General features: G+C 64.0%; 15 protein-coding genes. 3 read left to right on the top strand and 12 right to left on the bottom strand.

Annotated elements, in window-relative coordinates; all coding sequences use genetic code 11:
• Positions 1-8: 8 nt before the first annotated feature.
• Both fmt and truA read left to right on the top strand, forming a co-directional pair.
• On the top strand, positions 9-932 hold the full coding sequence (gene fmt, locus AC1RR3_RS25840; RefSeq protein ID WP_492825911.1) for a methionyl-tRNA formyltransferase: 924 nt from the start codon (positions 9-11) through the stop codon (positions 930-932).
• Entirely contained in the window at positions 932-1,669 is a 738-nt protein-coding gene (gene truA / locus AC1RR3_RS25835; protein ID WP_492825910.1) for a tRNA pseudouridine(38-40) synthase TruA, read from the top strand. Before fmt ends, truA begins: the two co-directional genes overlap by 1 nt.
• Before the next feature lie 136 nt (positions 1,670-1,805).
• Here truA and dapE read toward each other — a convergent pair whose 3' ends face one another.
• From dapE to rpmH, 12 genes are all read right to left on the bottom strand, one after another.
• Positions 1,806-2,972, bottom strand: coding sequence for a succinyl-diaminopimelate desuccinylase (gene dapE, locus AC1RR3_RS25830; RefSeq protein WP_492825909.1), 1,167 nt, complete (start codon positions 2,970-2,972; stop codon positions 1,806-1,808).
• Positions 2,969-3,613 (bottom strand): DUF805 domain-containing protein, encoded by a 645-nt coding sequence (locus AC1RR3_RS25825; protein ID WP_492825908.1) that lies wholly within the window; start codon positions 3,611-3,613, stop codon positions 2,969-2,971. The genes dapE and AC1RR3_RS25825 overlap by 4 nt, the downstream gene beginning before the upstream one ends.
• Before the next feature lie 232 nt (positions 3,614-3,845).
• Complete coding sequence (gene dapD, locus AC1RR3_RS25820; RefSeq protein WP_492825907.1) at positions 3,846-4,691, bottom strand: 2,3,4,5-tetrahydropyridine-2,6-dicarboxylate N-succinyltransferase; 846 nt, start codon at positions 4,689-4,691, stop codon at positions 3,846-3,848.
• A gap of 112 nt (positions 4,692-4,803) precedes the next feature.
• Positions 4,804-6,489: a TIR domain-containing protein gene (locus AC1RR3_RS25815; protein ID WP_492825906.1), complete on the bottom strand. Its 1,686-nt coding sequence runs from the start codon at positions 6,487-6,489 to the stop codon at positions 4,804-4,806.
• 74 nt (positions 6,490-6,563) lie between these two features.
• On the bottom strand, positions 6,564-7,256 hold the full coding sequence (locus AC1RR3_RS25810; protein WP_492825905.1) for a pyrimidine 5'-nucleotidase: 693 nt from the start codon (positions 7,254-7,256) through the stop codon (positions 6,564-6,566).
• A gap of 14 nt (positions 7,257-7,270) precedes the next feature.
• Positions 7,271-8,257: a DUF1036 domain-containing protein gene (locus AC1RR3_RS25805; protein WP_492825904.1), complete on the bottom strand. Its 987-nt coding sequence runs from the start codon at positions 8,255-8,257 to the stop codon at positions 7,271-7,273.
• Positions 8,258-8,418: 161 nt separating this feature from the next.
• The gene (gene argB / locus AC1RR3_RS25800) at positions 8,419-9,306 is read right to left on the bottom strand and encodes an acetylglutamate kinase (RefSeq protein WP_492825903.1); all 888 of its coding nucleotides are present in this window, start codon (positions 9,304-9,306) and stop codon (positions 8,419-8,421) included.
• Between the two features lie 195 nt (positions 9,307-9,501).
• Positions 9,502-9,864 (bottom strand): DUF423 domain-containing protein, encoded by a 363-nt coding sequence (locus AC1RR3_RS25795; RefSeq protein ID WP_492825902.1) that lies wholly within the window; start codon positions 9,862-9,864, stop codon positions 9,502-9,504.
• The gene (yihA, locus tag AC1RR3_RS25790) at positions 9,861-10,514 is read right to left on the bottom strand and encodes a ribosome biogenesis GTP-binding protein YihA/YsxC (RefSeq protein ID WP_492825901.1); all 654 of its coding nucleotides are present in this window, start codon (positions 10,512-10,514) and stop codon (positions 9,861-9,863) included. The genes AC1RR3_RS25795 and yihA overlap by 4 nt, the downstream gene beginning before the upstream one ends.
• Before the next feature lie 141 nt (positions 10,515-10,655).
• On the bottom strand, positions 10,656-12,500 hold the full coding sequence (yidC, locus tag AC1RR3_RS25785) for a membrane protein insertase YidC (RefSeq protein ID WP_492825900.1): 1,845 nt from the start codon (positions 12,498-12,500) through the stop codon (positions 10,656-10,658).
• Between the two features lie 16 nt (positions 12,501-12,516).
• Positions 12,517-12,960 carry a ribonuclease P protein component gene (gene rnpA, locus AC1RR3_RS25780; RefSeq protein ID WP_492825899.1) on the bottom strand — a complete coding sequence of 148 codons (444 nt, stop codon included), beginning with the start codon at positions 12,958-12,960 and terminating at the stop codon, positions 12,517-12,519.
• 27 nt (positions 12,961-12,987) lie between these two features.
• The gene (rpmH, locus tag AC1RR3_RS25775) at positions 12,988-13,122 is read right to left on the bottom strand and encodes a 50S ribosomal protein L34 (RefSeq protein WP_008542748.1); all 135 of its coding nucleotides are present in this window, start codon (positions 13,120-13,122) and stop codon (positions 12,988-12,990) included.
• Between the two features lie 363 nt (positions 13,123-13,485).
• On the opposite strand from rpmH, the gene AC1RR3_RS25770 reads away from it, so the two are divergent.
• Positions 13,486-14,988, top strand: a complete 1,503-nt coding sequence (locus AC1RR3_RS25770) for an ATP-binding protein (protein WP_492825898.1) — start codon at positions 13,486-13,488, stop codon at positions 14,986-14,988.
• Positions 14,989-15,140: the final 152 nt, after the last annotated feature.

Below are 15,140 nucleotides of genomic sequence, written 5' to 3'. Positions count from 1 at the left end.
TTCTGTCGATGCCCCTCCGCCTGATCTTCATGGGCACGCCCGATTTCTCCGTGCCGACGCTGCTCGAGCTCGTCGCGCATGGCCACGAGATCGTCGCCGTCTACACCCGCGCGCCGAAGCCCGGCGGGCGGCGCGGCCTGCAATTGCAGCCGACCCCGGTCGAGGACGCCGCGCGACGACTTGGCATTCCCGTGCTGACGCCGAAGACGTTGAAGACGCCGGAAACCCTGGAAGAGTTTCGCGCCTTCGAGGCCGATGCGGCCGTCGTCGTCGCCTACGGCATGATCCTGCCGCAGGCGATCCTCGATACGCCCAAGCTCGGCTGCTACAATCTGCACGCCTCGCTCTTGCCGCGTTGGCGCGGCGCCGCGCCCATTAACCGCGCCATCATGGCCGGCGATGCCGAGAGCGGCGTGATGGTGATGAAGATGGATGTCGGCCTCGACACCGGCGACGTCGCCATGGCCGAGCGGCTCCCGATCACCGACACCATGACCGCGCTCGACCTGCACGATCGCCTCTCGCGGCTCGGCGCCGATCTGATGGTGCGGGCGATGGCTGCGCTCGACCGCGGCGGGCTTCAGCTCAAGAAGCAGAGCGAGGATGGCGTCACCTATGCCGCCAAGATCGACAAGGCCGAGGCGCGCATCGACTGGACCAAGCCCGCGCACGCGGTGCTACGCCACATTCACGGCCTGTCGCCGTTTCCCGGTGCCTGGGCCGAGCTTGAGAATGCGCGCGTGAAAATCCTGCGCTGCGAGCTGGCGAAGGGCTCGGGCACCCCGGGTGAGGTGCTCGACGACCAACTCACCATCGCCTGCGGCGACGGCGCGATCCGCATCCTCGAGCTCCAGCGCGAGGGCAAGGCCCGAATGCAGGCCGTGGACTTCCTGCGGGGCGTGCCCGTGAAGCCGCCGATGCGGCTGGCTTGATGCCCCGCTACAAGCTCACCATCGAATATGACGGCGCGCCGTTCTTCGGCTGGCAGGTGCAGGACACGCTGCCCTCGGTGCAGGGCGCGCTGGAAGCGGCGGTGAAGGCGATGACCGGCGCGGATCTGCGGGTGCATGGTGCGGGCCGCACCGATGCCGGCGTGCATGCGCGCGGCCAGGTCGCCCATGTCGATATCGAGAAACAGTTTCCACCCGGCCGCTTTCGCGACGGGCTCAACGCACATCTGCGCCCGCATCCGATTGCGGTCCTCGAAGCCGAGATCGTGCCTGATACGTTCGAGGCGCGCTTCTCGGCCGTGAAGCGCCATTACCGCTACCGCATCGTCAACACCCGCGCCAATCTCGCGCTCGACATCGGCCATGCCTGGCGCGTGCCGCGCCGGCTCGACAGCGACGCGATGCATGCGGCCGCCCAGCGCCTGCTGGGCAAGCACGATTTCACCACCTTTCGCGATACCGAGTGCCAGGCCAAATCGCCGGAGAAGACGCTCGATCAGCTCGACGTGATGCGCGACGGCCGCGAGATCACGATTCTCACCTCGGCGCGCTCGTTCCTGCACAGCCAGGTGCGCTCGATGGTGGGTTCGCTGGTCTGGGTCGGCGAGGGCCGCTGGAGCGCGGACGATCTCTCCGCAGCGTTAGAGGCCCGCAACCGCGCCGCCTGCGGCATCGTCGCGCCACCTGACGGGCTGTATCTGATGAAGGTGGATTATTAGAGCCTGACGCCGACACTGGCGTCATGGCCGGGCCTGTCCCGGCCATCCACGATCTTCTTCCTCGTAGCAGAGAACGTGGATGCCCGGGACAAGCCCGGGCATGACGGTGGAGTGTTTGGCGAAGGCTGCGGTCAGGCTAAGCAAAATACCGCGCCAGTATCCCGCGATACACTTTCGTCAGCTTCTCCAAATCCACCACCGGCACGCGCTCGTCGACCTGGTGCATGGTCTGTCCCACCAGCCCGAACTCGATCACCGGGCAGTAGCTGGAGATGAACCGCGCATCCGAGGTGCCGCCTGATGTCGACAGCTCCGGCTTGCGCCCCGTGATTTCCTCGATCGCGGACACCGCAAGATCGGTGAACGGGCCGGGCTTGGTCACGAACACGTTCGAGTTCGACGGCTCCCAGACGATGCGGGCCTTGATGCGGTTGCCGCACGCCTTCGCCAGCCGCGCCTCGACCAGCTCGCGCAGGGATGCCTGGGTGTGATTGTCGTTGTAGCGGATGTTGAATTTCGCGCGCGCCTCGCCGGGGATGACGTTGTTGGCCTTGTTGCCGACGTCGACCGAGGTGAATTCGAGATTGGAGGCCTGGAACTGCGCGCTGCCGTGGTCGAGCGGCTCGTCGCTGATGGCGACGATCAGCCGCGAAATATCAGGCACCGGGTTGGCGGCGCGGTGCGGATAGGCGACGTGGCCCTGCACGCCGTCGACATAGAGCGTGCCGGATTGCGAGCCGCGGCGCCCGACCTTGATGGTGTCGCCGAGCGTCTCGACATTGGACGGCTCGCCGAGCACGCAGTGATCGAATTTTTCGCCGCGCTCGGCAGCCCATTTCAACAGCTTGATGGTGCCGTTGATGGAGACGTCTTCCTCGTCGCCGGTGATCAGGAACGAGATTGAGCCCGTCCCGTCGGCGCGCGGCTTGCCGGCATTGGCGGCGAGATGCTCCAGCACCGCTGCGACCGAGCAGGCGATGCCGCCCTTCATGTCGACCGCGCCGCGGCCGTGCAGAAAGCCGTCCTTCACCTCGCCGGAGAATGCGCCGACGCTCCAGGCGCTCTCGTCGCCCGGCGGCACCACGTCCGTGTGGCCGGCAAAGGTGATGTGCGGCCCTTCGGTGCCGATCCGCGCATAGAGATTGTCGACGTCGGCGATGCCGGGCTCGCTGAACGTCACGCGGTGGCAGGTGAAGCCGGCGGCGTTCAGGGCGTTTTCAAGCACCCCCAGTGCGCCGGCGTCGGCCGGGGTTACCGAGGGACAGCGGATGAGATCGCGGGCAATGGAAAGAGCATCGGTCATGCGCCCCGCTTAACATGCATGCCGCCGGGTGGGCTAGCGCTGGGCGGGACAAATTCGATCTCGCGGCTCTGGTCCCAGCCTTGCGCAGGGGACGATGTGGAGCTGTCGTCGGTCTCGGCCAACGGATCAGGACCGAACCGGTTCTCGCCCACGCTGCCGCGCAGACAGAACATTTCGACGAGGCCCCATAGCCACAGGATGGAGGCAGCCAGGGTGAACGGAAGAACCCAGTTGGAGTGGGGAAGCAGGTCCGAGAACTGGTCATACAGGCCGGGCACGACGAAGAACGGAATCATCCACCAGCTGCGCCTGTCGCGATCGTGCAGCCGTTTGATCGCGGTCGCGAGGTAGATCCACACGAACAGCGGGGTGCAAAGCAATTTGAGGATCAGGGTCGGGCGGTCGGCGGACGCCAGCAGGCGGTAGGACCTGGGATCGACAACGTTGAAGAGCTCGTCGAGATTGAAGTCGAGGGAGAAGATGAGGGTGGTGGTGGCGGATCTGTGGCCGTTGAAGACGTTGACGGCCTCACCGATGATCCCGAGCACGGCCGCCAGCAGCATGACGATCAGCAGCGCCTGCCACAGCAGGGCGCGGTTGATGCGGCCGTCGAAGCGGAAGAGGTACCAGGTCCAGTCCATGGCGAAGGTTCCGGGCGGCGGAGGCCGTCCGGTGATTGGTCGCGATGGAAGGACGGTGGGTTCGATTGCCGCCGCAAGGGCTCTTCACCTCTCCCCGCTTGCGGGGAGAGGTCGGATCGCTCTTGCGATCCGGGTGAGGGGGTACAGGTCTCGCGGCGATCTCGCGTGTGGAGAGAGGCCCCTCACCCCAACCCTCTCCCCGTAAGAACGGGGAGAGGGAGAGGAGAGAGTCTCAGTCCCGCAGCAGCTCGTTGATGCTGGTCTTCGAACGCGTGCGCTCGTCGACGCGCTTGACGATGACGGCGCAGGCGGTGCTCGGGCCGATCTGGCCGTTCTTCATCGGCCTGCCGGGCAGCGCGCCGGGCACCACCACCGAATACTCCGGCACCTCGCCGATGAAGATCTCGCCGGTGTCGCGGTCGACGATCTTGGTCGAGGCGCCCAGGAACACGCCCATGGCCAGCACCGCGCCCTTGCGCACGATCACGCCTTCGGCGACCTCGGAGCGCGCGCCGATGAAGCAATCGTCCTCGATGATCACGGGCTCGGCCTGCAGCGGCTCGAGCACGCCGCCGATGCCGGCGCCGCCGGAAATGTGCACGCGCTTGCCGATCTGCGCGCAGGAGCCGACGGTGGCCCAGGTGTCCACCATGGTGCTCTCATCGACGTAAGCGCCGAGATTGACGAAGGACGGCATCAGCACGACGTTCTTGGCGATGAAGGCCGAGCGGCGCACCACGGCGCCCGGCACCGCGCGAAAGCCGGCGTCGCGAAAGCGGTTCGGGCCCCAGCCTTCGAACTTCGAGGGCACCTTGTCCCACCAGCTCGCCTTGCCCGGACCGCCGCCAATGACGTCCATGTCGTTGAGGCGGAACGACAGCAACACCGCCTTCTTCAGCCACTGATTGACCTTCCACTTGCCGTCGGCGCCGCGCTCGGCAACGCGCGCCTCGCCCTTGTCCAACGTCTCCAGCGCCTGGTCCACGGCCTCGCGCACCTCACCCTTGGTCGAGGTCGAGATGCCGTCACGCGCGTCGAAGGCGCTGTTGATGGTGGATTCGAGGGCGGACAGAGACATCGGGATTTCCTCTTCGGAACGGGAATTTTGACGGATTGGGGCGCTTTTTCGGGATTTGGGCCGGGAGAGTCAAGGCATCACTCGGCCCAGAGCACCATCAAGGTCATTTTCATCACTGCACAGATGCTATCCAAAGTTCCTTAAACCGACTCCTCTTGATTTCAAACTGATCGTGTCCGAGCCCCAGCGGGCCATCATCCGAGAGCCCATAGTGTCCAGCTTGCCGAAACCGATGGCAATCTTCGATGAACGCCGTGTACGCAACGACTTCTTTCGGTTCTGTAAGAGGAGCCAGAACCCCAACAGCCCGCCCCGCTAAAAGGCGATGTTTTTCAGCATCCAGCAAAAGAATGAAAAGCCCAAGAATGGGCAGCAAATGATCTACAAAATATGCAGCGAAGCTAGACAAGGGGGCGCCTAGGGACAGTTCGCTTACTTCGACCAAACGTCGCGTTGCAACCGATGCACGTTCGATAGCGGAACTGATCGTGATTTCGTCCAGCACAGGTTCATAAAAGAGTCTGGCGAGATCCTTGTGTAGGTCCCGGTACGACAGCTCAACGTCACTGGCCTGAAACTCGAGTCTAAACTGGAAATCATCGCGAAGCTCTTGTTTTTCGCGAGCTGTGTCCACTGCCTCGGTGAGTATGTTGATCCAATGTATCGAGACGTCGACCCGATATGCGCGGGGGAGGGCGTCCAATTTGAATTCTGTCTTGTCCCGATAGAGCGCTGCGCGGACGTCTGGGCGAAGCAGGGGAAGCACCTCGCTTGGAGCGGGTTCGTCAAATTGCTCCTTTCGCTCCAGTAGCGTGGCTTCGATACCAGGGAGCCACTTTGGCCACCAGGCAGCGTCGATCGCTCGTTCGGGCCGAAAAAGCTTTGCAACGTCCCAATCCCGCTCCGCTCGGAGGTGTAATCTCAGGAGCCTTGCTGCAACGCCGTCATATTCAGCGAGGGAGCTCAAGATGAAGGCCGCGTTTGCGCGATCATCCGTGTTGCGCGATTTTGCAAATGCAGCTCCGATAGCCTTGAATAAGCTGGTTAGTTTGTAGGGCCTTTCGAGCGCCCGATTTGACAGATGGTGCTCCAGCAGGCTGCGAAGTATCATGAGCGTCAAATCGTGCGTGCCTGTGTCAAGAAGTTCTGGCTCGGAACTTAGCCGTTGTAGACAGTGCTCGGCGCCTCCAATGATAGCTTCGAGAGCTTCGGCGGCGGATATCTTGTCACGAAGCGGGAGTTCGTCGACTCTCAAAGACCGGCAGTCTTCGATGGCTTGATCAAGCCGACCTAACGTTCGACTAATTTTGAGACGACGCGAATTTTGCAATGCCGGAGTGTCTGGGCGGACGCCGAGCAGGCAAATCGGCACATCAATTATATTGCGTTGGCGGAGGTTCAACGCGAGCGCATCGATCGTTCGCTCTGAATAGCAATCGTGCGCTCGTATTGCATCCCGTATTTCGGCAGGAAGTTCTAAGGTATCTGGGTGCGCCTGATCCGGAATGAAGAAGAGAAGACGTTCGAACCCAGCAGACTCGCTCTTCAGCGCTGCGATCATTTCAAGGATTGTCCACGGCGACGGTCGATTATTCGCCGACAAGAACGCCAGCACCGTTCGTGAATTCTCGAAGCCCTCGCGAACGGTCTTGAAAAGACGACGGTCCGCTAGTGGCTTATCATTATCGAACCAGACCGAGCATCCTAACTGCTCCAAGGTTGTTCTTAGACCAGCCGCGCCGTCGCCAGTTCGGTGGCTGAGGAATACGTCGTGCTGAAATATCTTGCGTTGATCCATAGTCGGCATCTCGCTCTCGCGCGATGCTCATGAAGGAATATTTCAACAACCGGTGACCGCGCAACGGTAGATTACTATGAAACTTGCAATCTGAACAAGAACCCCGCCAAATCATCCGTGACGTGGTCGACATAGGCCGCGTCCCGGCCTTCCAGTTCCCAATCCTCGCGCACCACTTCCTTGGTGCCGTCGGGGACCACCAGCACCGTGGTCATGCCGAGCTGGTGCGGCACGGTGAGGTTGCGGGCGAGATCCTCGAACATGGCCGCCTTGGTTGGCTCGACCGCATGCTGGCTAAGGAATTTCTGGTAGGTCTGCGGCGCCGGCTTGGGCTCGAACCCGGCCGCGATGATGTCGAACACGCCGTCGAAATGTGAGCCGAGGCCGAGCCGCGCCAGCACCGCGTCGACATGGTCGACCGAGCCGTTGGTCAGGATCAGCTTTCGTCCCGGCAGCTTTGCGATGGCGGCGCCGAGTGCCGGGTTCGGCTCCAGCGGCGAATGGTCGATCTTGTGGACATAGGCGAGATAATCGTCAGCCCGCACGTCGTGCAGGGTCATCATGCCACGCATGGTGGTGCCGAAGCGCAGATAATAGTCCTTCTGGATCTTGCGCGCCTCGGCAGGCGTCACGTTCAGCCAGTTGCACACGAACTCGCCGATCCGCGCATCGACCTGTTGCCACAGATTGACGTGATGCGGGTAGAGCGTGTTGTCGAGGTCGAACACCCAGGTGTCGACATGGGCGAAGGCGCGGGGGGATTTCATCAAAACTCTCTCGATCACGGCACCGCAAACCGCAGCGTCTTGCCGCCGCTCGACATGTCCACCGCGCCAAAACCCGCCGCCGCGAATCCGCGCGCGCTGCAATCGCTCTGCTCGTTGGTCTCGAACTTGGTCTCGCGCGTGCAGAGCTGCTTTTCGCCGCCCCAGTTCAGTGGTTTGTCCTTGACCTTGATGGCACGGTTGTCGGCATCGATCGCCTCTGCGAAGCTGAAGATCTGCTTCGGCTGACCGGTCACGTCAGGATGCAGGCACTTGCCGGGGTCGATGCGGTACCAGCCGCGGCTGGTCACGGACTTGCCGTCGTCCGTGGCGATCGCAGCCATCACCTTGTGCGGGGTGTCGTTGCACCAGGTCAGGCCGCTCGGCGATGGCGTCTGCGTCGCATCGACCATGGTCTTGAAGAAGTTCGGCGACGACACGGCGTCGGACGCCAGCCCGCGGCTCTTCAGGAACGCGGCGAGTGCGCCTTGCGTCTTCGGTCCGTCGACGCCGTCGATCGCGCCGACGTCATAGCCGATGATCACCAGCAGCCGCTGGATGCCGGCGAGCCGCGCCTGCTCGTCGTCATATTCGGAATCCTCGGCAAGATACGTCACCAGATTGCCGTCGTCGGTTTGCGTCGGCGTCACCTGTGTGAAGGCGGCCTGGGTCTGGCCGCTGCGGCACTGCCGGGCGGCGGCGATGACGAAATTGTCCTGCGCCACGCACAGCGTGTCGCTGCCGTTCTGCGGGATCGGCGAGGCGCCATAGACGCCGAGCGCGCGGGCGTTGAGCAGGATACGGTCGGCACTCAGCGTGCCCTGCACCACCACGCGGCAGGTGGCGGGATCGATCCTGAACCAGCCGCGCGTCGCGGTCGCCGCCTTGTCGTCGATGCCGATCGCGGCCTCGACGACATAGGACATGCGGTTGCAGATCTTGAGGTCGGCGAAGGCAGGGGCGGAGGAGAAGACAAACGAGACGGCCGCGGCGGGGAGAGACATCAGTACACGTGTCAGAGTCGAACGGCGGTGCCGCCGCTCTCTCAACTCGTCATGGCCGGGCTTGCCCCGGCCATCCACGTGCAACAGCGCGCGCGGAGAGTCGTGGATGCCCGGGTCAAGCCCGGGCATGACGACCTTATTCCGCTGCTCGCGTTCGCGTCTCACTTGTGGATCAGCGTCCCCGTGCCCGTGTTGGTGAAGAGCTCCAGCAGCACGGCGTGCTGCATCTTGCCGTCGATGATGACGACGCCCTCGACGCCCTGCTCGAGCGCGTAGATGCAGGTCTCGACCTTCGGGATCATGCCGCCGGAAATGGTGCCGTCGGCGATCAGCTTTCGCGCGTCTTTCACCGACAATTGGGGAATCAGCTTCTTCGACTTGTCGAGCACGCCAGGCACGTCGGTGAGCAGCAGCAGGCGCTTGGCCTTCAGCGCGCCCGCGACCGCACCCGCAAACGTGTCGGCGTTGACGTTCAGGGTCTGGCCTTCTTTGGAGGTTGCAAGCGGCGCCAGCACCGGGATCAGCTCATAGCCGATCAGCTGGTTCAGCAGCGTGAGGTCGACCTTCTCGGGGTCGCCGACGAAGCCGAGATCGACCGCCCTCTCGATATGCGAGCCCGGATCGATGATGGTACGCGTCGTCTTCGACGCCTTCACCATGTTGGCGTCCTTGCCTGACAGGCCCACGGCCTTGCCGCCGGCTTCGTTGATGTAGCCGACGATCTGCTTGTTGACGGAGCCGGCCAGCACCATCTCGACGATCTCGATGGTCGCAGCATCGGTGATACGCAGGCCCGCGGCGAATTCCGACTGGATGCCGAGGCGCTTGAGCATGGTCGCGATCTGCGGCCCGCCGCCATGGACCACGACCGGATTGATTGCGGTCTGCTCCAGCAGCACGATATCGCGGGCAAAATTCTTGGCGGTTTCCTCGTCGCCCATGGCATGGCCGCCATATTTGATGACGATGGTTTCTTCGTCATACTGCTGCATGTGCGGCAGCGCTTCGGACAGGATGCGGGCCTGGTCGAGCGGGGAGATGTCGGTCATGAGGCGGATCTCACTGGCGGGACTGTCGGGCCGCGTTCTATCCGATTGGCGGGCGGGGCGCAAAGTGCTCTTCGTGCCCCGGACGCAGCGCAGCGCTTCTTCAGCGGTGCGCTGCAGAGCCGGGGCCCATGTGGCTGCTGGGTCCCGGCTCTGCGGAGCGTCACTGCGTGCCGCACCGCGTCCGGGACACGAACCCTATTTCCGTGCCACCGCCGCCGCCAGCGTCACCGTCAGCCAGCTCAGGATCATCACCGTTCCACCCGTCGGCGCTGCATAGGGAAACAGCGAGTGCCCCGCATATTGCCGCAAGGTGAGGTCGCCCGCGAACAGTGCCGCGCCGGTCACGAAACCGAACGTGGCGATGAGGCCAATTCCGCCGTGCAGAAGGCCGCGCGAAAGCAGCGCGACCGCCGCAAGTATGGCAGTTGCATGAAACAGTAGCATGGCGCTGGCCGAAGCAAGCCGGCTCGCATCGCCGCCATGGGCGGAGGCGGCGGCCAGTGCGACGCCGGCGGCGCCCATCAAACCGGCAAGCCCAATCAACAGGCGAGCCATCATTTGGTCCGCTCTTCCAGCAGCTTGGCCATTGCCGCCCGCAAGCTCTCCATGCCGGTCGAGCTCCGCGACGAGGTCGCGAGCACGTTGGGGAACGCGGCCGGATGCTTGGCCAGCGCCGTCTCGGTCTCGGCGATGCGCGATTCAAGCTCGGAGGCCTTCACCTGGTCGGCCTTGGTCAGCACGATCTGGTAGCTCACGGCGGAGCGGTCGAGCGTTTTGAGGATCTCGAGATCGACGTCCTTCAGCCCGTGCCGCGCGTCGATCAGTACGTAGACGCGCGCGAGGCTGGCGCGGCCCAGCAGGAATTTGTGGATCAGCTCAGTCCAGGACGCGACCTGGCTCTTCGGCGCCTTGGCATAGCCATAGCCGGGCATGTCGACGAGGCGCAGGTCATTCTTGCCGGGGACCTCGAAGAAGATCAGCTCCTGGGTGCGGCCCGGCGTATGCGAGGTTCGCGCCAGCGCGTTGCGCCCCGTCAGCGCATTGATCAGGCTGGACTTGCCGACATTGGAGCGCCCGGCAAAGGCGATCTCCAGCCCGTCCATCGGCGGCAGCGTTTCGATCGAGGGCGAGGCCCAGATGAACTGCCAGTCGCGGGTGAACAGCTTGCGTCCCGCCTCGATCAGCTTCGCATCTTTGTCGTCGGTCATGCGAAGGCTCTATCCTTTCGTCATGGCCGGGCTTGTCCCGGCCATCCACGTCTGTCCGCACGTCACCCTCCAGAACGTGGATGCCCGGGACAAGCCCGGGCATGACGATGTGGAGGCAATTGCGTCCGGCAATGACGGAAGCTACGTCGCCTTCTTCGCGAACGTCGCCTTGAGATTGTCGAACAGCTCCACCTTCACGCCGTTGCGGCGCATGATGAAGCTCTGCTGCAGCACCGAGAGCGTGTTGTTCCAGGCCCAGTAGATCACGAGACCTGCGGGGAAGCCCGCCAGCATGAAGGTGAAGATCAGCGGCATCCAGTTGAAGATGAGCTGCTGGGTCGGATCCGGCGGCGTCGGGTTCAGCTTCATCTGGAACCACATCGTGATGCCCATGATGATCGGCCAGATGCCGAGCGCGAGGTAGTGGCCGAACAGCGGAATCGTGGTCGGGTCGAACGGGATCAGCCCGAACAGGGTGAACAGATTGGTCGGATCGGGCGCGGAGAGGTCCTTGATCCAGCCGAAGAACGGCGCGTGCCGCATCTCGATGGTGACGAACAGCACCTTGTAGAGCGAGAAGAACACCGGGATCTGGATCACCACGGGAAGACAGCCGGCGACCGGGTTGATCTTCTCCTTGCGGTAGATCTCCATCATCTCCTGCTGCTGCTTCACCTTGTCGTCGGGAAAGCGCTCTTTCAGCGCCTGAAGCTGCGGCTGGACCGACTTCATCTTCGCCATCGAGGCGTAGGACTTGTTCGCCAGCGGGAAGAACAGCAGCTTCACGATCACGGTCACGAGCAGGATCGAGATGCCGAAATTGCCGAAGAAGCGGTAGAAGAAGTCGAGGCCGAGGAACATCGGCTTGGTGATGAAGTAGAACCAGCCCCAGTCGATCAAGAGATCGAAATGGTTCAGCCCGAGCTCCTTGTTGTAGCCGCCGAGGCCGGCGAACGGGAACACGCCGACGACGCCGGCTTCCTTGGCGCCGGCGAACAGCCGCGCATTGGCGGTCGCGGTGCCGCCGATCGCGACGGTGACAGGGTCGAGCAGGTAGTCGGTCTGGTAGGTGTGGACGTTGCCGACCGGGTTCGACGAGAAGCGCGCCTGGAGCTGCGCGCTGGTATCAGGCAGCAGCGCCGAGGCCCAGTATTTGTCGGTCATGCCGAGCCAGCCATTGGTGGCCTTGAAGTTCACCGTCTTGGCTTCGTCGATCTTCTTGTAGGCATATTCCTGCAGGCCATCGAGGTAACCGATCAGGCCTTCATGCAGGATGTAGTAGCCGGAGACCTGCGGCGTGCCGTGGCGCGAGATCAGCGCGAACGGATAGAGCGTGACCGGCGTGTTGCCGACATTGCTCACCTCGTCCTTGACCGTGAAGAGATAATGATCGTCGACTGCGATGGTACGGCGGAAGGTCAGGCCCTCACCATTGTCCCACTTCAGCACCGCCGGCGTCGTCGGCGTCAGGCTGCCGCTGCCGTCCTGCTGCCAGACGGTCTGGGCGTCAGGCATCTTCGCCGTCACGCCCGTCGCCGCCACCCAGCCGAACTCGGCGTAGTAGGGTTCTGCCGTGCCCGAGGGCGAATAGAGGATGATCGCCGGCGACTTCGGGTCGACCGTTTCACGGTACTGCACCAGCGCGAGGTCGTCGATGCGGCCGCCCTTCAGCGAGACGCTGCCGGTCAACCGCGGCGTGTCGATCTTCACGCGCGGGCTGGCGGCAATGGCGGCATCGCGGGCAACGACAGGCTGGGCCTGCTGGCTCGCGCCGGGGGTTGACGGCTGCGCGACGCCGCCGGCCTGGGGCGTGGTGCCCGGCGTTGCGGACGCCGTCGGCTGCGGCGTGTTCTTCTGCTGCAGTTCGGCCGCCTGCTGCTGGGCGCGCTGCTTCTCCATCGCCGGCACGTTGTAGAAATATTGCCAGGCGATCAGGACGAGGCCCGACAGAATGACGGCGAGGATGGTATTGCGATTGTCGGTCATCTCTAATGTCTCGTCATCAATCGGGTTTGCGGCTGGCGGCGGGAGCGGGGCCGGGCCTTGTGCCGTCGCTTCTTGGGCCGCGTCCCTTCGACGGCCCCTTGGCCGTATGCCGCGCGGGCCTCGTGAACGCCATGCGCAGATCGTCGAGCATGGTGGCGAAGTCGCGCGAGAGCGCGTCCCTCCGGCCGACCAGCACATAATCATGATGGGGCTGCATCGACACCGGGTCGAGCCGCTTCACCAGTTCGCGAAGCCGGCGCCGGATGCGATTGCGCTCGGGGGCGTTGCCGTTCTTTTTGGTAACGGTGAAGCCGATCCGGATCGGGCCGCTGTCGTCGCGGTCAAGGCTTTGGCAACCAAGGCTTCTGCGGTCAAGGCTCTGCAGGACGAACGCGGGACTATTCACCCGCGCGCCATTGGCAACGGCGAGGAAATCCGCCCGCTGCCTCAGCCGATCCATGATGAAATCCCAAAAAGGGGGTCCGGCTCAGGCGCTCAGACGCTTGCGGCCGCGCGCGCGGCGGGCGGCGAGAACCTTGCGACCTCCGGCAGTGGCGAGACGGGCACGGAAACCGTGACGGCGCTTGCGCACCAGTTTGCTGGGTTGATAAGTCCGCTTCACGGGTTTTTCTCCGCTGACCGGGCAATTTGCCTGTAGAATTGATGGAAAGTCCGGAAGATGCGGCCCAAAATGGGCCCTTTTCGGCCCCAAGAGAGCCGCTCCCGGCGTCACACCGGGTCATCGCGGACAATTTGGCCGGCTTATATGCGAGCGTCCCCTTTTCGTCAACGCCGCAAGAGCGCGCGATTCCGGTGAATATCGCTGTTTGTGCGGGGTTTTTAACCCATGAGGTGGCGACTCGTCCTATCAGCGCTTACATCCCACCTTGGCAGATTAGCGATCCGTAATTTGACCGGACCGGAGGCGGGCCGCATCCTTCCCCCGCCAGATCGTTCACCGGGCAAGTCAGCGAGGACGAATTTCGTGGCAGTGACAGACCTCCAGCCGATCCAGGATATGGATCAGCGGGACCCGCCCGCAGCGCGGCCGCGTGGGCCTGCCGGGCTGGGGCTGTCCGGCAAGCTGCTGCTGCTCACCGTCCCCCTGGTGATGATCGCGGCCATCCTGCTCTACGTCCCCGCCATCGCCAACTTCTGGGTCAACCGGCTCAATGACCGCGTCGCGGCGGCCAACACGGCGGCGCTGGTGCTCGACGCCGCGCCGCTCGGCATGGTCCCCGATTCGCTGTCGCGCGAGATCCTGAAGAGCATCAATGCCCGCGCCGTCGCAATCAAGATGGGCCAGCAGCGCCGGCTGCTCGCCAGTGACAATCTGCCTGCTACGATCGAGCATGACGTCGACCTGCGCGACATGACCGTGTGGGAGGCGATCACCGGCTCGTTCCAGATGATGCTGGAGACCGGCAACCAGCCGATCCGCATTGTCGGACCCGGCGTCGGCAATGCCCAGTTCGTCGAGATCGTGACCGACGAATTGCCGCTGCGGCAGTCGATGTACCGCTTCTCCCGCAATGTCGTGGTGGTGGCGCTGATCATCGGGGTGCTGACCGCGGGCCTGGTCTACCTCGCGCTTCATTATCTCTTCGTACGGCCGATGCGGCGGCTCACCGCGAGCCTGGTCGGCTTCCACGAAAACCCCGAAAGCTCGGCGCGGATCATCGTGCCGAGCCAGCGCAGCGACGAGATCGGCGTCGCCGAGCGCGAATTGTCGGACATGCAGCGCGATCTGATGTCGATGCTGCATCAGAAGAGCCGGCTCGCCGCGCTCGGCCTCGCGGTGTCCAAGATCAATCACGATCTGCGCAATCTGCTCGCGTCGGCGCAGCTATTGTCCGATCAGCTCGCCAGCGTGCCCGATCCGCGGGTGCAGCGCTTTGCGCCAAAACTGGTGCGCTCGCTCGAGCGCGCCATCGCCTTCTGCCAGTCGACGCTGTCCTATGGCCGTGCCCAGGAAGCCGCGCCCGACCGCCGCATGATCCTGATCGAGCCTGTGGTGCTGGAGGTGCGCGAGACCGCGGGCCTCGCCTCCGACGCCACGATCGCCTGGATCGCCGCGATCGAGCGCGGGCTCGCGATCGATGCCGATCCCGACCAGCTGTTCCGCGTGCTGCTCAATCTGGTCCGCAACGCCGCCCAGGCGCTGGAAAGCCATGCGTCAGCCGAGGCCGGCGGCGCGCAGCAGATCCGGATCACCGGCAAGCGCGAGGGCGCCGTTGCCATCCTGGAAGTCTCCGATACCGGCCCCGGCGTGCCCCAGAAGACCCGGGATCACCTGTTCGAGGCGTTCCAGACGTCGGGGCGCCCCGGCGGCAGCGGGCTGGGCCTTGCGATCGCCGCCGAGCTGGTTCGTGCCCATGGCGGCGACATCCATCTGGTCGAAGGCACCCTCGGCGCCACCTTCCGGATCGTCATTCCCGACCGCCCCGTGGAACTCCTCTCCATTCGCAACGAGCGGCAGAGGGCGTAGTCGGCCAGAGGCCGACGCAGGAAACTGTCATTTCCGTGCAAAATCTCCCCAACCGGGACCTTGCCAATCGGGGCAAGAGCGGTTAGTCAGAGCGCTCTTTCGCACCCCTCCGGCGCTGTCCGGAGGCTGCGTGTGGGCTAAGGCCCGCACTT

It is taken from the genome of Bradyrhizobium sp. GW821-FHT13H05 (assembly GCF_058804065.1).
Note: the sequence above shows the minus strand (reverse complement) of the source record. Positions and strands in the feature narration are given on the sequence as shown.